This is a genomic window from Undibacterium sp. 5I1 (assembly GCF_034314085.1).
Taxonomy (GTDB): domain Bacteria; phylum Pseudomonadota; class Gammaproteobacteria; order Burkholderiales; family Burkholderiaceae_D; genus Undibacterium.
The window spans coordinates 229,251-247,778 of record NZ_JAVIWI010000001.1; the positions used below are offsets into that span (position 1 = coordinate 229,251).

Annotated in this window: 19 protein-coding genes and 1 tRNA gene; 9 read left to right on the plus strand and 11 right to left on the minus strand. The window is 43.6% G+C overall.

Annotated features, from left to right (window positions below; genetic code table 11):
* Window positions 1-85: 85 nt before the first annotated feature.
* Window positions 86-472, plus strand: coding sequence for a phage holin family protein (locus tag RGU72_RS00980; RefSeq protein WP_322117964.1), 387 nt, complete (start codon window positions 86-88; stop codon window positions 470-472).
* 86 nt (window positions 473-558) lie between these two features.
* The gene (locus RGU72_RS00985) at window positions 559-951 is read left to right on the plus strand and encodes a hypothetical protein (protein ID WP_322117965.1); all 393 of its coding nucleotides are present in this window, start codon (window positions 559-561) and stop codon (window positions 949-951) included.
* 172 nt (window positions 952-1,123) lie between these two features.
* Here the strand turns inward: RGU72_RS00985 and RGU72_RS00990 are convergent, their stop codons facing one another.
* From RGU72_RS00990 to RGU72_RS01020, 7 genes are all read right to left on the minus strand, one after another.
* Window positions 1,124-2,071, minus strand: a complete 948-nt coding sequence (locus RGU72_RS00990) for a hypothetical protein (RefSeq protein ID WP_322117966.1) — start codon at window positions 2,069-2,071, stop codon at window positions 1,124-1,126.
* Window positions 2,072-2,390: 319 nt separating this feature from the next.
* Window positions 2,391-3,788: a cardiolipin synthase gene (cls, locus tag RGU72_RS00995; protein WP_322117967.1), complete on the minus strand. Its 1,398-nt coding sequence runs from the start codon at window positions 3,786-3,788 to the stop codon at window positions 2,391-2,393.
* Between the two features lie 116 nt (window positions 3,789-3,904).
* Window positions 3,905-5,008, minus strand: a complete 1,104-nt coding sequence (locus tag RGU72_RS01000) for a glycine zipper 2TM domain-containing protein (RefSeq protein ID WP_322117968.1) — start codon at window positions 5,006-5,008, stop codon at window positions 3,905-3,907.
* Window positions 5,009-5,133: 125 nt separating this feature from the next.
* Window positions 5,134-5,490 (minus strand): hypothetical protein, encoded by a 357-nt coding sequence (locus RGU72_RS01005; RefSeq protein ID WP_322117969.1) that lies wholly within the window; start codon window positions 5,488-5,490, stop codon window positions 5,134-5,136.
* Between the two features lie 63 nt (window positions 5,491-5,553).
* Window positions 5,554-5,706: a DUF3309 domain-containing protein gene (locus tag RGU72_RS01010; RefSeq protein WP_322117970.1), complete on the minus strand. Its 153-nt coding sequence runs from the start codon at window positions 5,704-5,706 to the stop codon at window positions 5,554-5,556.
* Window positions 5,707-5,908: 202 nt separating this feature from the next.
* Window positions 5,909-6,202, minus strand: coding sequence for a hypothetical protein (locus RGU72_RS01015; protein WP_322117971.1), 294 nt, complete (start codon window positions 6,200-6,202; stop codon window positions 5,909-5,911).
* 84 nt (window positions 6,203-6,286) lie between these two features.
* Complete coding sequence (locus tag RGU72_RS01020; RefSeq protein WP_322117972.1) at window positions 6,287-6,775, minus strand: glycine zipper 2TM domain-containing protein; 489 nt, start codon at window positions 6,773-6,775, stop codon at window positions 6,287-6,289.
* Between the two features lie 191 nt (window positions 6,776-6,966).
* Here RGU72_RS01020 and dusA point away from each other — a divergent pair, with 191 nt between their 5' ends.
* From dusA to RGU72_RS01035, 3 genes are all read left to right on the plus strand, one after another.
* Window positions 6,967-7,998: a tRNA dihydrouridine(20/20a) synthase DusA gene (gene dusA, locus RGU72_RS01025; protein WP_322117973.1), complete on the plus strand. Its 1,032-nt coding sequence runs from the start codon at window positions 6,967-6,969 to the stop codon at window positions 7,996-7,998.
* A 53-nt stretch (window positions 7,999-8,051) separates the two neighbouring features.
* Window positions 8,052-8,507, plus strand: a complete 456-nt coding sequence (locus RGU72_RS01030) for a copper chaperone PCu(A)C (protein ID WP_322117974.1) — start codon at window positions 8,052-8,054, stop codon at window positions 8,505-8,507.
* A 307-nt stretch (window positions 8,508-8,814) separates the two neighbouring features.
* Window positions 8,815-8,890 (plus strand) — tRNA-His (locus RGU72_RS01035).
* A gap of 113 nt (window positions 8,891-9,003) precedes the next feature.
* Here RGU72_RS01035 and RGU72_RS01040 read toward each other — a convergent pair.
* The gene (locus RGU72_RS01040) at window positions 9,004-10,209 is read right to left on the minus strand and encodes an IS256 family transposase (RefSeq protein ID WP_322121519.1); all 1,206 of its coding nucleotides are present in this window, start codon (window positions 10,207-10,209) and stop codon (window positions 9,004-9,006) included.
* A 406-nt stretch (window positions 10,210-10,615) separates the two neighbouring features.
* Between RGU72_RS01040 and RGU72_RS01045 the strand changes: the two genes are divergently transcribed.
* Complete coding sequence (locus RGU72_RS01045; RefSeq protein WP_322117975.1) at window positions 10,616-11,473, plus strand: hypothetical protein; 858 nt, start codon at window positions 10,616-10,618, stop codon at window positions 11,471-11,473.
* Window positions 11,474-11,792: 319 nt separating this feature from the next.
* On the opposite strand, the gene RGU72_RS01050 is transcribed toward RGU72_RS01045, so the two are convergent.
* Window positions 11,793-12,917 (minus strand): VirK/YbjX family protein, encoded by a 1,125-nt coding sequence (locus tag RGU72_RS01050; RefSeq protein ID WP_322117976.1) that lies wholly within the window; start codon window positions 12,915-12,917, stop codon window positions 11,793-11,795.
* Between the two features lie 174 nt (window positions 12,918-13,091).
* Between RGU72_RS01050 and RGU72_RS01055 the strand changes: the two genes are divergently transcribed.
* A complete protein-coding gene (locus RGU72_RS01055; RefSeq protein WP_322117977.1) occupies window positions 13,092-14,366 on the plus strand; it encodes a divalent metal cation transporter in 1,275 nt (424 codons plus the stop codon).
* A 215-nt stretch (window positions 14,367-14,581) separates the two neighbouring features.
* Window positions 14,582-15,997: a mannose-1-phosphate guanylyltransferase/mannose-6-phosphate isomerase gene (locus RGU72_RS01060; RefSeq protein WP_322117978.1), complete on the plus strand. Its 1,416-nt coding sequence runs from the start codon at window positions 14,582-14,584 to the stop codon at window positions 15,995-15,997.
* A 165-nt stretch (window positions 15,998-16,162) separates the two neighbouring features.
* On the opposite strand, the gene RGU72_RS01065 is transcribed toward RGU72_RS01060, so the two are convergent.
* Entirely contained in the window at window positions 16,163-16,777 is a 615-nt protein-coding gene (locus RGU72_RS01065) for a DUF2726 domain-containing protein (RefSeq protein WP_322117979.1), read from the minus strand.
* A 107-nt stretch (window positions 16,778-16,884) separates the two neighbouring features.
* Between RGU72_RS01065 and RGU72_RS01070 the strand changes: the two genes are divergently transcribed.
* On the plus strand, window positions 16,885-17,166 hold the full coding sequence (locus tag RGU72_RS01070; RefSeq protein WP_322117980.1) for a hypothetical protein: 282 nt from the start codon (window positions 16,885-16,887) through the stop codon (window positions 17,164-17,166).
* Window positions 17,167-17,300: 134 nt separating this feature from the next.
* Here the strand turns inward: RGU72_RS01070 and RGU72_RS01075 are convergent, their stop codons facing one another.
* The gene (locus RGU72_RS01075; protein ID WP_322117981.1) at window positions 17,301-18,434 is read right to left on the minus strand and encodes an ABC transporter substrate-binding protein; all 1,134 of its coding nucleotides are present in this window, start codon (window positions 18,432-18,434) and stop codon (window positions 17,301-17,303) included.
* Between the last annotated feature and the right edge of the window lie 94 nt (window positions 18,435-18,528).

Here is an 18,528-nt window from a genome sequence, read left to right on the forward strand (position 1 = left end):
ACGGTATTCAACGTCGCATTCAAAATCGCATTTACAGTTTGAGTGCCACAGATTTACCCTACTAAAAATTTTCAGGACAAATCAAATGACGGATAACTCTAATTCAGCGCCTGCTGTCGGTTTAATGGCTGGCTTAGCGGGCGTTGCCAAAAATGGATTTGGATTGCTTTTGTCCAGGCTAGAACTAGCCGCGCTGGAATTGTCAGAACTGCGGAATCATGCGCTAAAAATCGCACTGGTATTCGCATTGGCGATTTTGGCCATCTGGTTTGCATTAGCCTATGGCACGGCGCTGGTTGTGTACTTAAGCTGGGACGCGCTAGGCTGGAAAATTCTATTCATAATGAGCATAGTGTTTGTCGCAATCGCTGTTGGATTGTTGCTCTATCTGTTGTCAATGGTAAAGCATGGCAAGTTATCTTTGCCAGTGACTATGGCTGAACTGAAGTCAGACCGGGACATGCTGCTCTAGGTTTTACCGGACTAGTCGGCTTTTATAGTTTTTCTCAACATCACATCAACATCAAAGCAACACCGCACTGGCTAATGGAGAACAATATGAGAAGTGACGCAGCAAAAGAAAACACTCTCGCTCATCGCAAAGCACAATTATTGCTGGATGGCGCGGTCTATCGCATAGGCATAGTCCAGGCCAAAACCACTGTGTTGCAGAGCTTGCATGCCGAAACTTTGGTGCGTAGTGTAGGCCAGCATTTGCTCGGCGTGATCGGTATGCGGCTCAACAATTTGTTTACGCCCAACGTAAGAAAAGTCGGCGGACAGTTTCAGACATTAATGCCGCTTGCTGTGACTGCGTTCACATTTTTGTCTAGTAAGAAATTACTCAAGCCGGTGATCGGTGGCGGCTTGCTACTGACTGCTGTGGGTGCGGTAGTTGCGCTAGCTTTGCGCCATAAACGACCGGAGATTGATGTTTCTTATGATTTATAAATTCTTATAAACTGCTTTATATGTCGGGCTACAACTTTACTAGCCCGACAGTCAATAGTGCTGTTCTCAAGTCTGCCTGTCCAATTTCGTTTCTGAGGTAGTTACTAACTTAGTCGCTAACTTAGCAACTAACTCAGTCACTAAATTCGCCTCTAAACCAGTTTCTAAAATCTTATTTTACATTCTGCTGCCTAGTGTACTCAGCACGCTTCATCTCCATATAATCATTTTGATCCAGCTCATGTAATTGTTTTGGATATTTTTCTGTCGCTGTAAACCAGTTTAATAAACGTTTTTCTAATTGCGCGTCTGGCGCTGCATTTGTCGCACCTAAATAGCTATCAATCGCGAGGTAATAGCGCATTGTGTTGCGCTCCATCAGACCGCGTACGCCGCCGATGTAGTCGGGCTGGCCGTCTGGCGTTTTGCCGTTGATGGTAAATCCTACTTTTCCGTGACCTACCGTTGCAAGATAAGTTTGCATCGCTATACGTCCAGACAAACCGGTGGAGTAGGAATAAGTCAGATGTAGAAACGTTTTTACTTTTGACAGGCTGACGGCTTCTAAAATGATACGATAATCATTAGTGCCGAGTGGTCCTTGGTCCGCATTAAGCATGATCTGCATATACTCGGGTGTCGTTGCAACTTCAGTGTAATTAAAATCAACACGGCTTGCATCACTTAATTCTTCCGGCGTTTTTTTACCAATATAGACTTTAAGTGCTGCGCTTGATTTGTTATCTGATGTATTGGCTGCAGTTTTCGTAGCGTGACAATATTTGGTGTTCAGATGTAAGTGCATGATGTCGCACCAATGATCCGGGCTTTTGAGTCCTGTAGCGACGGTGGTGAGAGGGTAATCAACCACGGCATAAATGTCACCTTTTAGGCGATGGTCGGCTTCAACAGACTCTAGTACTAAAGGTCGGTTGAATTGATTTTGTTCTAGCTGTTGCTCGATGGCGCTGTACTTGGCGTGCATAGTTTTTGCTGCTTCGGACGGATTGATCTCCGTATCTGCCATGGCGTAATGACTGATACTCATAGCAATTATCATGGCGGCGATGAGTAGCTGGGGTATTGGGTGGCGTAACTGTGTAGGATTAAAGTTTTGCATGTAGTCTCCATTTTGTGATTTAACAGATGTTGGCTTTGCGCGATGTGACTGAAATATTCCGCTAAATTAAGCTCAGTAGCGCTAGTTTTATTGGTATTTTGATTGAGCTGAGTTCAGGCTTATGTTGATACTTGTTGTTCGCCTGATTTATCAGTTTAATTCTTAGATATTTAATATACTCCCCATCATTTTTAATAAATATGGCTTATTGTCCAATGATTATATGGACATTTAAATATACATAGTGGGAGTATATTTAAACAACGAATCGAGTATTTAGTAATCCGGCACACTTTTCATCTCTAAAATCTACTAACGATCAAAGCCAATATTCTAGTCGCCGCGCAGTCCATTCTTTAAACTTGTCGCTAAAGGGACGTTGCTCCCAGACTTCTTTGGTAATTTCTTTGGAGTTGCGCAGGTCTTCTACAAATGTCGCTTCCATCGCTTTACCAAACTCTTCTCCAAAGACGACGACGTTGATTTCATTGTTGTGTAAGAAGCTGCGGGTATCAATATTAGTTGATCCCACGGTCGCCCAGACCTGGTCGATCACGGCAGTTTTTGCGTGGAGCACTGCAATTTGTAGCTGATAAATTTTGATGCCGTTTGTCAGCATTTCATCATAAAACGATTGCGCTGCATGGAATACCAAGCCGCTGTCTGTGACGCCGGGTAAAATAATTTTGACATCAACACCACGCTTGCTGGCGTCACTTAAGGCTTGCAAGATTTGTGCGTCCGGTACGAAATAGGCGCTGGTGATATGGATCGTTTTTTTAGCTTCTTGTATCGCAAGAATATAGGCTTTATAAATCTCATGGTTGCCACCTGGCTCACTGGCTAACACGCGCACCAGTTTGTCGCCAGCTTCTTTCAATGGTGGGAAGAAGTTACTGTCGGATAGATCTGGTGATTTTTGACTGGCCCAGTTATCTAAAAATACCCATTGCATTGCGGCGACTGCAGGGCCTTCGATTTTGATGTGCGTATCGCGCCAGCCGACTTTGTCATCCCGTTTTGTTTTTGAGCGAAATAAAGAGCTATTGGCATAAGCCGCGCTGATATTCACGCCGCCGGTAAAAGCGACTGTACCGTCAACGATTAAGATTTTCCGGTGATCACGATTATTGGGTTCCCACGGGCCAATTAGCTTTAATGGATTAACCGGATTAAACGCTAGTAAGTGAATTCCTGCGTCACGCATTTTGTCAAAAAAAGTCTGTGGCGTACCGATGGTGCCGACGCTGTCATAAATAATATTGACCTGAACGCCTGCCCGTTGTTTTGCGATTAGCAGATCTGCAAAGCGGATACCTAGTTCGTCCTGATCGAAGATGTACGTTTCTAAATTGATGTTATCGGTGGCGGCGGTAATCGCCTCCATCATGGCAGTCATCGTTTGTGGGCCATCAAACAAGAGCGTTACTTTATTGCCGGCGATAAGCGGGCTGCCAGTTGCGGCTTCTTCTAACGCGGCTAGTGCGGCGATGTCGATATGAGAATTACGCCAGCGTTTAATTAATAGCGAATTAGTTTTCTTGGCGCTGAGTGTACCTTGTGCAGTGGTAACAGTCGGGCTTGCCGGGGCAGATAATGAGGTATTTAAATAGCGTACTTCAGGCAAGGCCGCGCAGCCAGTGGCGAGTATGACTGTACTAATCGTTGCGATGAGATTGAAGATATGAATAAATTTAAGACGAGTATTGCCACGCATGTTTCCCCCAACTGACTCGATTGACTTCATATCGTTAATCTGGGGTGCTCAATGAGCACCCCAGAACTAGATTTTTCTTAAGAAGAAACGGTGACTATTTTAGTCATCGTTTAGTATTAATTTCTTACGATAGTACCGTTATTGACTTGTACTTTATCACCAACACGGTAGCCAGGTTCGCTGGCAAATGGAATCATCTGCGTTGCGCCATTTTGTAAGCGGACGATGACTTCGTAGTGATTGGTTTTCCGGGCATTGCCTTCTATATTCCGACCTGCATAGGCACCACCTAGAGCGCCTGCAATTTCTGCTGCAGTACGGCCATTGCCACCACCGACCTGACTACCGAGCAGTGCGCCAACAACGCCCCCACCGATAGTGCCCAGGTAGCTGCCTTCGCCTTTAACTTCGACGATATTGACAGCTTCTACAGTGCCGCAGTTGTAGCATATACGGGCGGCTGGCGCTGGTGCAGTTTGTACTTGTGCTACTTGCAGGTTTCTGCCTAAGGTCGCACTGGTGACACGTTCTACGCCGCGATCAACGACGCGTAAATTAGCGGTGACGGTGCTATTGGGTGCGATACGATCACGGCTTCTGATTGTGTAGGAGTTGACGTATTCGCCACTGGCGACTTCAGGTAAAAATATTTTACCTTTGACGCCGTTAATGGTGAGGTCAACCTTGCCGCCTGGTGTGCCAAATACGGTAAAGCGTAAATCGCTACCACCATTTAAGTCTACTGCCGGGTCAACATTAAATCGTTCAATCTTCGGTTGCGCGCCGGACATTATTTGATTGGTGTGATTTCCAACGCCGATTTGCAGAGATTCATTTAAAACCGAGCTGGCTACTTGATTACCAACGCGCAGATTGGCTGTGACCGCACTACGCGCCGCAATTTTGTCGCGGCTGTTGATGGTGTAAGTACCTTCGTACTGACCAGCTTCTACTTCAATCAAAGTTAGGTTACGCGTGGCACCGGCGATGCGCAAAGTAGCCAGACCGCCAGGTGTGCCATAGATGCCAAAATTGAGTTCTACGCCAGGGGCTAGTCGGCGTACTTCATCGACATTAAAACCATCAATCCGTGGCGTCATTTGTGATGTGTTGTACTGCTGCGCTTGTACCTCGCCGGATAGCATCAGCAATGGTGCCAGCAATGGCATAAACGCCGATATGGCCAGCGTGCTGGCGATGATTTTCTTTGTAATTTTCATTTTGTTCCCCTGACTTTTCTTAATATTCTTGTTATCTTGAATTCGATTAAATCCAAGTTTTTTAGTGTCACATTTTTACTTCTAGTTTTAAGTAATGTTAACGCAGCTGGCAAGTCATTTGTAGCTTACCGGGCAGAGGTTTTCATCATGTCTTTTGCACGCTGCAAATCTTGGCTATAGGTCATCCGTGCTTGTTTCATACAAGTAGCACTTGTAGCCCCTTTCATTTGCTTACAGGCATATGACGATTCTTGAAGAACTGCACCAGCTTCTTTTTTCAAAGTTTGGTATTGCTCTTCTGGCGTTGCATCACCTTGGAACCAACGCGGCGGATCAATCAATGGTGCACCTACTTGCGGCATGCTGGTCGGTGATGAGGTTACCGGTGCTTGTGCCCAGCTTGCATTGATCAATAATACTGATGCGGCAATACCGACCATCATATGAATAGTGCGGTGAAAATCTAGTTTACTTTTATTCATTTCAACTCCTTGATAGTTACATTGATAGATGGTCGATTAGCGGTTTGTAGCAATCGGTAGCGGTTAAATTCGTCCGGTTAATAGCAAAACAATCAGGACAACAACGATCAGCCCAGTGACGCCGCTCGGACCATAGCCCCAGTTACGGCTATGTGGCCAACTTGGAAAAGCGCCGACTAGCGCAAGAATTAAAATAATTAGTAAGATGGTGCCCATGACTTTGTCCTGATGTTTTTGATGCTACTGAACTTAGCTTTTTGAGTTAGTTGCCTAACCTAGTTGTGTGACTTAGTTACGTTCTTCAGTAGCATTGTTAAGTTGCGTTATTTAGTTAGCTTATTTAGGTATCGTATTTAGGTATCTTATCTAAGCAAAATCAGAGCGCATTCATTGGTAATACGCTCTGAAGCTAAAATTTTTATAGCTTGGATTTGAAATCGTGGAAGGTTTTGATAAACGCATCACGTACTTTTTCTGTGCCGACTACTAGGTCTTTCCAAGATTCTTCGCCAGCCGCTTTTAGCTCATTCAATTTTTCATTGGCCAAGTGTGATTGCTCGCGCAGTTTAGTCATTTCTTCGTTGTATTTATCGTGCGCATCTTCTCTGGCCTCCTTTGCTTTTACTTCCAGCTCTTGCATGGTTACATTCAATTCGTCGAGTTGTTGTTTCATTTTTTCTATGTAAGCGTCTCTGGTGTCTTTATCAAACATGATGATTCCTTTGAATAAAATAAAAAATTGGAGTTAAATTTTGATCAGAAATAAAGAATCTGAGTTTTCAGTTCTATAAAAATATTAATAATGATCGACGCGACCATCCATCAAGCGAACACGGTTACCAACGCGGAAATCATAAATATTGTCTTGCATGACGCTGGTAGTACTACCGTTATCTAAACGGATCTGGATTTGGTATTTGTCGGATGCTTGGGCATTTTTGTTTTGCTCAACATTGTTACCGACCAGCGCACCACCGATTGCACCTGCTACTGTGGCGGCAGTTCTGCCGTTACCATTACCAACCTGATTACCCAAGAGACCGCCAACCAAGCCACCAACTATTGCGCCGCCGCCACTGGTATTGTTATTAGGGCGAACGACCTGAATAGACTCGATATAGCCATAGTTACTGGCGTTGTTTTGATAATTTTGGTTATTTTGATTATTGGGGTAGGGCGTCGAATAACTGCCTTGTTGTGACGTGTTCTGTGGGGCATTATTGGCACAGCCAGCAAGGGCGGCTGTTGCTAACACCACTGCGCTGATGACAAGTTGAGATTTCATGTTGTTCTCCTGAATAAGTGTGGGATCAGAATAAGACTGATAAGACACATGGTCTGTACGCTGCCGCACCTAACTCAAGATATGCCCAGACAGTGGAAGTTGGATGATGCCCTGCTATGTCAGCTATAATTCGGCCAACCTGAAAGTTCTTCAAAACGATCCAGTTTGATCAAGAAATAGTAATTAAATCAATGAGTTATAAATCAAGAAAAATATCTGTTGCCCCCATGATGGATTGGACTGACCGTCATTGCCGTCAATTTCACAGGCAAATTACGCGTCATAGCTGGCTGTATACCGAGATGGTAACGACTGGTGCTTTGTTGTACGGCGATGTGCCACGCCACCTTCAATTTAATGACGAAGAACATCCGGTCGCTTTGCAATTGGGTGGTAGTGAACCCGCAGATTTGGCGAAGAGTGCCAAGTTAGGCGAGCAATGGGGTTACGACGAGATTAATTTAAATTGCGGCTGCCCATCCGAACGCGTACAAAAAGGCGCATTTGGTGCATGCCTGATGTCAGAACCAAGTCTGGTTGCTGATTGTGTTAAAGCGATGAGGGACGTCGTTAGTATCGATGTCACTGTTAAACATCGTATTGGTATTGATGATATTCAATCTTATGAATTTGTACGTGATTTTGTGGGACAAATTGCTGATGCAGGCTGTAATACATTTATTGTTCACGCACGTAATGCGATCTTAAAAGGTTTAAGTCCCAAAGAAAATCGTGAGATTCCACCGTTAAAATATGAGTATGCCTATCAGCTTAAAAAAGATTTTCCTCAACTAGAAATTTTGATCAATGGTGGTATTAAAACCATAGAGGAAATTGACCTCCATTTACAACACATAGATGGCGTGATGTTGGGGCGTGAGGCTTATCACAATCCCTACTTAATGGCGAGCTTTGATCAGCGCTATTACGATGATCATGCACCAATTAAATCAAGAGCAGAATTGATCCAATTAATGCTGCCGTATATCAGTGAACAATTGGCGCAACATGCGGCAAATAAAGAAGTGAAGGGCAGCGGTCTTAAATTGAATGGCATTACCCGCCATATGCTAGGCCTGATGACGGGTTTGCCGGGTGCCCGAGTTTTTCGCCAGACTTTATCGGATAGCAAAAAATTAGCATCAGGCGATCCGGCTTTACTATTGGAAGCTTTAAAGCGCATGCAGGGTATGGCTGATTATGTCGAGCACAAACATGTTTAAGTGTCTGCGGCTGCCTTCAGATCTTAAAATAAACATCAACAGAGAAACCGAAAATGAAATCTACGCTTAAATCAATCTGTCTTATCGCTGCCTTATTCTCAGTCGTGATGAGCGCCCAAGCCGAAGTGACGATCAAAGATGCATGGATCAGGGCAACTGTGCCACAACAAAAAGCGACTGGCGCTTTCATGCAAATACAATCTAGTAACGATGTGCATATCGTGGAGATACAAACTACTGCCGCAGGTATTGCAGAAATTCATGAAATGAAAACAGAAAATAATGTCATGAAAATGCGCGCAGTAACGCAGCTTGATCTGCTTGCCGGCAAACTGGTGGAACTTAAACCAGGTGGCTTTCACGTGATGTTGATGGATTTGAAAGCACAGATCAAAGAGGGCGATATCATCCCATTGACGATCATCGTAGAAGGCAAAGATAAAAAACGCGAAGTGATTGAAGTTAAAGCAAAAGCACGAGCATTGAATGCTGCGCAAAGCAAGATGTAGTCGTGATCGTAGATCTTCTCCTTAACTACTCATGTATCCGTCAAATACAATTGGTAATAATTTGTAATAAGCCATTTCTCTGAAAATTGCTAAGGATATATTAGAGGAACTGTGTTGCAATGCAATGCGCCTTACTTCCCCTCACTGCTAAAGTGAGTTTCGCCTGCGCTAATTTAGCGCAGGCTTTTTTATGCGTGCTTGTGATTATCTTATTATTAAACAGAGAAAAGAGTTTGCCATATCGTTAAAAACATCTTATAATCTTGCTCTTACTTACTTGGGGTAAAGCTCCTTGAAAGTCTCAGTGGTGGTCGTAGCTCAGTTGGTAGAGTCCAGGATTGTGATTCCTGTTGTCGTGGGTTCGAGCCCCATCGATCACCCCAAAATTCTGTTTTAATTAAATGGTTACACGCTTCGGCATGTAACCATTTTTTTGTTTTTTTTTGCTTTAAATAAGAAGCCTGTAAGAAATTCTGTGTAAATGCCACGGAACAACTTAGTGGTCGTATTGTTGAATACGGTCACCAAACTCAATCATAAATCGATTCAGCGCCATACGCCAATTCTGAATGGGCATCGTCCATTTTTTTGATGCCTGTGCAATCGCAAGGTAGACGACTTTGGGTGCTGAGTCGTCACTTGGAAATAGCTTGCGACGTTTTGTAGCCGAGCGGATGACGCTATTCAATGATTCGATGGCATTCGTCGTATAGATTGCTTTGCGTATCTCTGGCGGATATTCAAACAGTATGCGCAGGTTGACCCAGTGTGTTGTCCAAGACTTGGCAATTTGCGGATATTGTTCACCCCATTGCTGGCTAAAACGATCTAACTCTGCCAAAGCTTGATCTTCCGTGGTGGCTTGATAAATACGTTTCAGATCAGCAGTGACTGCCTTGTAATCCTTCCAAGAGACATACTTCAAGCTGTTGCGCACCATGTGGACGATGCAGAGCTGAATACGGGTTTCAGGATATTGCGCTGCAATCGCTTCTGGAAATCCTTTGAGACCATCAACACAGGCGATCAGGATGTCTTGTACGCCACGATTTTTTAGCTCGGTGAGCACTGACAGCCAGAATTTAGCCCCTTCATTGTCTGACATCCAGAGACCAAGCAAATCCTTCTTGCCTTCCATAATCACACCCAAGGCAAGGTAAATGGCTTTGTTGATGACGCGCATATTGTCACGGATTTTAATGACGATACAGTCTAGATAAACGATGGGATAAATAGGATCGAGTGGACGGGATTGCCATTGAGTGATCTGCTCAAGAACGCGATCAGTAACCTTGGAAATGAGCGTAGGCGATACGTCAGCATCGTACATTTCTTTGAAGGTGTCGACGATTTCACGGGTAGTCAATCCTTTGGCGTAGAGCGTGAGGATTTGGTCATCCATAGTGGTGAGGCGGGTTTGATTTTTCCGCACCAGCTGCGGTTCGAAACTGCCGTCACGGTCGCGTGGCGTGAAAATCTCGACTTCACCATGCGTGCCTTTGAGTCGCTTTGCTGTGTTGCCATTGCGAGCATTACCGCGACCAGGCTTGCTATTGGCATGCTTCTCATCACCAAGGTGTTCGGTTAATTCGGCGCTTAGTGCAGTTTCAACAGTGAGCTTGAGTAGCTTCCTCGACAGCATTTTGAGGTCAGCTTCGCTCTTGATGTCTTTCGCTAGTGCTTTTAGTTTTTCTCTATCCATTACAATGTCCATCGGTCAATTCCTCGGGTGAGGTTAATAGGCCGTGGACATTCACACAAATTTATTTACAGGCTCGAAAAATCGTTGAATACGGCCTTTTGTCCTGGACATTCCTGCGCCTGAGTTTGATGGTGATACGTCTCTAAAGTCAAAATATTCTTGTGTCTTAAAATCTTTTTTTACGCCTATCTAACCGTTCTTATTCAAATCCACTTCTTATAGTTTTAATGTGCAGTTTTTCTATAAAAATTATGAAAAACAGCTATCAAAGAGCTCCCGTTTGGTACACTTGTTGAAAGTTCTAGCATAGAAATAAACAGGCTAAATTTTCATCAAATTTAGAATAAAAATAATGATCAATTAAGTGACTCGAACAGAGCAACATAAAACTTTAAAGAAAATAGTCATGGACATAACAGGTCGACTTTTGCAAGTCAAGAATATCAGTCGTCTTGCGCTGTCTGTTATGTTGATCTCATCTGTATCTCGCGCATGGGGCGCTGACGTTGCAGCTGAGTTGGCCGAGTTAGCTCAGGGAGAGCCAATTATTATTGATGTCGGCGCTACTTATACCGCGGGTAGTTTTTCCGAAAGTGTAGCAAGTAAAACCATCGAGAAAATAGTTAGCTTGCAATGGTCCGCATATGACATTGATTTCCTTTTCACGACGTCTTACTTAAATCGAACCGCACCCGCTGGTTCGATCAGAACCAGGGTTAACAAACGCGTCACTATTACTCCCAAATTAGTCTCTTCATCTGGATCGGGAGATGTTTTTGTCAGTGCTAATAAAGAAGTTTTTACAGATGCGGCGACAGCAATTGCCATCAATGCTGTGCTAGGTGCGAAGATTGCCGCTGCTGATAGTGCGAAAGGATTAGGAACTGGTAAGAACGATTATTCTTTAGCGTTGACGGCAAGTTATCCATTTGAGAAAGCATTGTTAAGTGGCGGTACCAAATACACTAAATTAGGTAGTCCTGGATTAATCCAGATCAATGGATTATCAGAAAATATTCAACTTAAAAATGTATGGTCTGGCTACTTGTCCTTATCTACGGAATTTTCTGAAAAAAGCACAACAGCGATCACCTTTACTGTTGAACAACCTTCAGTGAATGGAACATCGTATTACCAGGTGACAGAAATTTCTAGCTCGTATCGCATCAATGAGCTGGGTGGTGTGCGTGTTTATGTAACGAAGGGCGCTAATCAAAGTAGTCCCGATTGGAGTGCTGGGGTTGGGTTATTCAGTAGTTTTTAATCTTAACTTAGGCGATTCCGCCTCGGGTCAGTATCCTAGAAACGGCAGTTGACCGCTCATCAGTGTAATAAGTATTTGATTCAATTGACTTATGTCAGTGTTTTTACCGTCACCGTTCTGGTGAGAGCGCTACGAACTGATTGCCCACTTTTTCGGCTCCCAAGCCGCGTTGCTCCTCGTTGCAACGTGAAGGTTGCGCCTCGTCTCGCCTTGCTGGAAACCGAAAAAATGCACACTCAGACTCGTCCAACTGCCGTTTCTAGGATTATCCGTCAAATTGATGGTTCAATTAGTCAATGTAATAAGAAGTCAAAAAAGGTCAGTGGACTTTAGCCATAATTTCGACAGGATTCAAATAAGACTCACTGTCATTGCTCGCATTAGCGACGCTGGTCATGTACGAAAGGTTTTGATTTTGTGCTGTCCATAATATCGTAGAACTAACTAACCTAGGGCTAACATCAGCTCTGATTATTTCTTGATGGATTTGCTGACGCATTAAGTCGAGCAAAGTCGCGCGACGACGATATTCTGCACGCTTTTTTGATGGTCTTTCATCAATCGATTTTTCTTCGATGACACTAGGAATATCGAAATTTCCGTCCGGATTTTCTTTTCCGCCAGCTAGTAGCCATAGCTGATTATATTCAGCATTGATCGTTTTTTTAAATCGATATCTCCAAGATCTGTGGATATGATTTTCTTTGCTGATGCACTCAATGTTTGTGCAATTAATTTTGATAGCAATTGCTCTTAACGCTTCTATCAATAATAGTCTAGGTTGGATACCATGCAAAGCATGCGTCGCATCTCTTGTGGCGTCACGGCAATGGAGTCCTTTAGATTGAATTCCGCCTACTTTGATCAAGATTTCACGTCCCAATGTTTCTAACGTGAAAGTCAAACAAAGTAGCGGGATATTATTCATGGATAACTCCAGGGTTACGCCACCTTCTCGTTTGTAGGCGTCTTCACGAACGAGATTGATGACAAAATTCTCTCCACTTTTACCTTCCATTTTACAAAGAGAAACGCGATCACCAATCATTACATTCAAGGCTTGATGCGGGCCAAAGATAGACTGAAATTCTTCAAAATGACTTTTTAGCAGCCGTACTCGCTTGGTTGACGTGATGTTTCTGTCAAAGAATGGACGGTGTACTGCTTCGAGCAGACTTGGCTCTTTGCTCGCGATATCGCGAAGATAGCTTTCTTTTACATATCTGAACCAACACGCACTGGGTTGTAAGTTGAATATCGTGCGCAATAAAAATCGGCTTTGACGTTCATAATTTACATGATTAGTAGGAAACACCGTACGATACGCCCAACAAAAGTCCGACGCAAAACGACCAACGCTTGATGACAATGCTTTGGCACGACTAAATACGCCAAGTTGACTGAGATACTCAATCGAAGCTAATTTTTGTTTTGCAATGTACATAGAGCCGCCAATGTATGTAACGAATGTAACGAAGTATTTCAGATTGTATCCCATTGTTCTTAATAGTTATCAGAAGTAAGTTGTAAATTATTGCAATTTAGTGCAATGCGTCTCTTTTAATCCCATCCAATCGCCTGGGTCATTGTCGGAATATAAATTCATAAAACGAGTATTGTGAATAAAAAAATAACTACTAACGACAGCGAAAAATCTTGGCTTAAAAAACTTGGTCCCGGATTGATTACTGGCGCAGCAGATGATGATCCGAGTGGGATCGCTACCTATTCTCAGGCGGGTGCGCAGTTCGGATTTAATATGCTGTGGACGGTGTTATTTACTTACCCGTTGATGGTCGGTATTCAGGTTGTAAGTGCAAGGATAGGTCGTGTAAGTGGGCATGGACTGGCGACTAATCTTCGCCGGCATTACCCGGCATGGCTGTTGTATAGCGTTGTAGGACTGTTATTAGTTGCCAACACGATTAATATTGCTGCCGATGTCTCTGCAATGGGGGATGCCTTAAAACTCATCGTTGGGGGACCGGCGCAGTTATACGCCGTTGCGTTTGGTGTGCTGTCGTTGCTGTTGGAAGTATTTATTGCGTATCGACGCTATGTCCGTATATTGAAATGGCTGACACTTGCCTTATTGGCTTATGTCGCCACGGTATTTGTCGTTCATATTCCCTGGGCAATTGTCCTGGCAAAGATGTTGGCGCCGCACCTGAGCTTTAATGCCGAATACATTACTACCGTTGTTGCCGTATTTGGCACAACCATCAGCCCGTATCTGTTTTTTTGGCAAGCCTCACAAGAAGTAGAGGAGCAAATTGCAGACCCAAAAGCACGACCTTTGATCGAAGCGCCTGAGCAGGCAGCGAGCAATTTACGGCGTATTAAGATAGATACTTATATTGGGATGGGATTCTCAAATTTGGTTGCCTTTTTCATTATCCTGACGACTGCCGTTACATTGAATTTGCATGGTATTACCGATATTCAGACCTCATCGCAAGCAGCGACTGCGCTGCGCCCGATTGCAGGTGAATTTGCTTTTATGTTGTTTAGTGCCGGCATCATCGGGACGGGATTGCTGGCAATCCCTGTATTGGCCGGATCCTCCGCTTATGCGATGGCAGGAGCATTTCAGTGGAAAAATAGTCTGGAGTTAGCGCCGCAGAACGCCAAAGGATTTTATGCCATCATCGTTATATCAACCTTGATTGGTATCTTGATTGGCTTCACACCAGTTGATCCAATCAAGGCTTTGTATTGGAGTGCGGTCATCAACGGCGTAATTTCTGTGCCGATTATGATTGTCATGATGTTGATGGCAGGAAGACCAGAGATAATGGGGCAGTTTACTATTACAACAAGTCTTAAAGTGATCGGGTGGTTAGCGACCTTCACAATGGCGCTTGCTGTGTTCGGCATGTTGATGACTTTGTAAAGCCTCGAAATCCCCGTTTTCCTGCTTACCAGTAGCTATTTTTAAAGCTTAAACGTTTTAATCTCAAAAAAATTGAAGTTATTTGCACTAATATTGGTAGTTGATGTCAGATTGCTTTGCTATCAGGCGTTTTGGTAATCTATAGGATTTTGGTGATGTTCAAAACCTTGTAAGCGTAATCAATTTTAAAAAATTAAATACTAATAGAGAATCCCATGCAAATTTTCCCTACAATTTTATGTGGTGGTACAGGTTCACGTTTATGGCCAGTGTCTAGAGAGTTGCATCCCAAGCCATTTATTCGCTTAACTGATGGTCAAAGTCTTTTGCAAAAAGCTTTTTTACGCGGTGCTGACTTGCCTGATGTGAGGGAAATTATCACGGTCACTAACCGGGATTTATTTTTTAAAACTCAAGATGACTATCTTGAAATCAATGAGAAGGGTGTTGATACAACATTCATCTTAGAGCCGTTTGGTCGCAATACTTCTGCAGCGATCGCTTCTGCAGCGCTTTACTTATCTGACGTTTATGGTCCAGATGCGATGATGTTGATCTTAGCCGCTGATCATCTGATCTCTGATCAGGCAGCATTTGTTAGCGCAGTTAAGAGTGCGGTCGTGATGGCCGAGCAAGGTAGTCTTGTTACCTTCGGTATTCAGCCAGGCTCACCTGAAACTGGTTATGGTTATATTGAAGCCGATGGAAATACAGTATTACGATTTGTCGAAAAACCTTCAATGGAAAAAGCCAGAGAATATCTTGCCTCAGGCAAGTATTTATGGAATTCCGGTATGTTCTGCTTTAAGGCATCAGCTATTTTGAAAGAAATGGAGACGTATTGTCCTGAGATACTGTCAGCGACAAAAAAATGTCTGTCCCAATCGCGCACCTTAAAGGGAACTGGCTATATTCAAGTTGATCTTGAGCAAAAAACATTTGGTCTGATTCCCGATAATTCTATCGATTACGCAGTCATGGAGCAGTCACAACAGGTATCAGTGGTACCTTGTGATTTAGGCTGGAGTGATGTCGGATCATGGGTTGCGCTTGGCGATTTGACGGCTGCTGATGTTGATGGCAATCGTATTGAGGGCGAGGCCCTGTTATATGACGTTTCTAATTGCTATGTCCAGAGCAATAAACGCGTGATTGGCGCCGTCGGTGTAGACAATTTAATTATTGTTGATACCTCAGACGCTTTGTTAGTCGCTGATAAATCAAGAGCACAAGATGTGAAGCATCTATTTGCTGCACTCAAAAAAAGTGGTAACGACGCTTACAAATTACACCAGACAGCGCATCGTCCGTGGGGTACTTACACGGTACTTGAAGAGGACGCAAAATATAAAATCAAACGTATAGAAGTGAAGCCAGGCGCATCGTTATCTTTGCAAATGCACCATCATCGCAGTGAGCACTGGATAGTCGTCAGCGGTATGGCTAAAGTGGTCAATGGAGATCGTGAATTATTCATTAGCACCAACGAATCCACTTTTATCCCTGCTGGTCACAAACATCGATTAGAGAATCCTGGTATTTTGAATCTAGTCATGATCGAAGTACAAAGTGGTCAATATCTAGGTGAAGATGACATCGTCAGATTTGAGGATAAGTACGGACGCTCTTGATAAACCGGACAAATGAACATACTTAAGCAAAAATGTTCTAGCTGCGTTGCAGCGACTCGCCATACTAAAATACTGTTTTCGTCGCTATGTCTTGCCGGCACAACTTTGTATGGCTCTTAAGATACAAAAGAATTTATAGCAAGCATCATCGAACGCCTCATCTGCTCAATTCTGAATTCTATTCGACTGGTTTTCTGGCGAAGGTGAATTGTGTCTTTTGTGCAGCGATTGATAACTTGGTTTCGTGGGCGCCTTTGGTTTGCGCGTTAAGGGCAAAATTGGATTGTTCTGCATATGCGGTAACTGGTTAACTGTTTGAAAAATCTCCAGTTCAGACGGTTTTGCTTTGGATTGCCAGCGCAATGTTGCGACATTGGCACTTTTTGTCAGTTGATCTCGCTCTCTGTCTTTTTCTGGATTATGCATACGGTCATCTAGTTCGACGATGCAAATCAGATCCATGTTGCGGCTATAAATCGCGTAATCAACGCGCTTTTCATTGATTTTCCAATAGGCGTATCGATTTTCTTGAAAACTGTCGACGGGCGTAATTAAGGCCGCCATAGCGACTTGAGGGAATACATGCGCTCCGGGCAAGGAGCGACAAAGCCGGCCGAAAAATTCAATTTCATTCGGTGTCATCAGCGGTACTTGTTTGTAATTGGAGCGCCGTTTTTTAGGCTTGCTTTTCGATGTTTTTAAAAAGACTAAAATGATCAAAAATGCAGAAAAAAACAGGGTGATATAAAGAATTGGCTGGGTAAAAAAGAAATTGGTCATGAGATAAAAATATTGTGTTATTTATATGCATAGTCAAATGCTAACATGTTCTTAGAGATAAACGCTGATAAAGTCGTTATCATTCGCTTACGATCACAGGAGCCAACTTGAAAACTGCATTAATCCCAGGCAAAGCTGTTGCCAAAATTGATAAACAAATCATCGGTAATATTTTGCTGACGCAAGTCAGCGTGGATATTGTCAAAGAAGAAAAAATGATCATCGGCATTCGCAACGAGGCAGGTGATATTTATCGCCTCATCGGCGCTACTCGCGTCAATAGCTATATGAATGCGATTGAAGAATTATTTGATCTGGAAATGAACGATGAACTTGATGGTGTTGAGGAGACCAGGGAAGGGTGCGACGCTATTTTTAGCATGCCATAACCTAAGTCAAGGGACGGTCGATTTGAAAACATGTCCGTCCCGCCAAGTTTGCTGGCTTGCTAATTCACGATCAGCGAGAAAAAATAGTGGCAGCAGGAAGCTGCTGCCAGTTACTACAGAGTTCAAAACTAGAATTACTTCATAAATTTTCCGTCTTTTCCAATGACGGTTAATTCGACAAAATGAGATGCGTTATGGTTAGTCGGACTGAATTTCACTGAAAAGCCACCTGCATCATAAGCTCCCATCGATTCCATTGCTTTGATAAAGCTATCGCGAGTCAGGCTGCTGCCAGCACGTTTTAAACCCTCTACAAAGACTTTGGCCGCGATAAATCCTTCCAGACTAACGTAACCCGGCTCTCTGCCAGGCTTGTTGGCGTACAGAGTTTTATACTCTTTAATCAATGGATTGATTTCTTCCCAAGGTGCTGGAACTACTTGCGAGATCATAACGCCGCGTCCTTCGCTGCCTAATTCTTTTGATAGGGCTTGACTGCCGACAAAGGAAATATTCCAGAAAATAGGCGCGCCAACTGGATCTTTCACCATTTCTTTGATAAACGCGGCACAGGATTTATAGGCAGAGATCATAATTACTGCCTGCGGTTTTGCTTGTTTTATTTTGGCAACCGCTGGTGCCACATCAACACTATTTCTCTCAACGGTAGCAATGCCGATGACCTCGATATGACGTTTATTTAATGCTTTTGTAACGCCTTCTAGGCCGGCTTTGCCGTAAGCATCGTTTTGATAAAACACAGCAATTCTGCTCATCGACAATGTCGTTATATGTTGGACGATCTTTTCGGTTTCTTCAAAATAGCTAGCGCGGATATTAAAGACGTTGCGATTAAACGGCTCACGCAAAGACTCAGCACCAGTAAATGGAGCAAAGAAAGGAATCCCTTCTTTGGCAACCAAGGGCAAAGCTGCATTGGAAGTCGGCGTGCCTACATAACCAAACAAGGAGAAAACGTCATGTTTATCGATTAGCTCTTTTGTGTTTGCGCTTGCTCTGTCGGCCTCATAACCATCATCCAGTGTTTTTAACACGATCTGCCTGCCTGCAACGCCGCCTTGTGCGTTGACATGATCGAAGTAGGCTAGCGCGCCGTCGCGCATCTCTGTCCCTAGCTGTTGCGCTGGACCGGATAAAGCCGCAGATTGACCGACCAGAATTGCCTTGCTGGTTACGCCTGTCTCTGCGTAGGAATGGATGCAAAAGAGCAAGGACAATGTACCGAGAAGGAGATTTTTTGTTTTCATAATGCTGTATTGATATGCTGATGTGGACGGGAGCCTAGTGAATAGCTGCTTCATACTAGGCGTAAAAATTCTTTTGGGCAACTATTTGATCTGT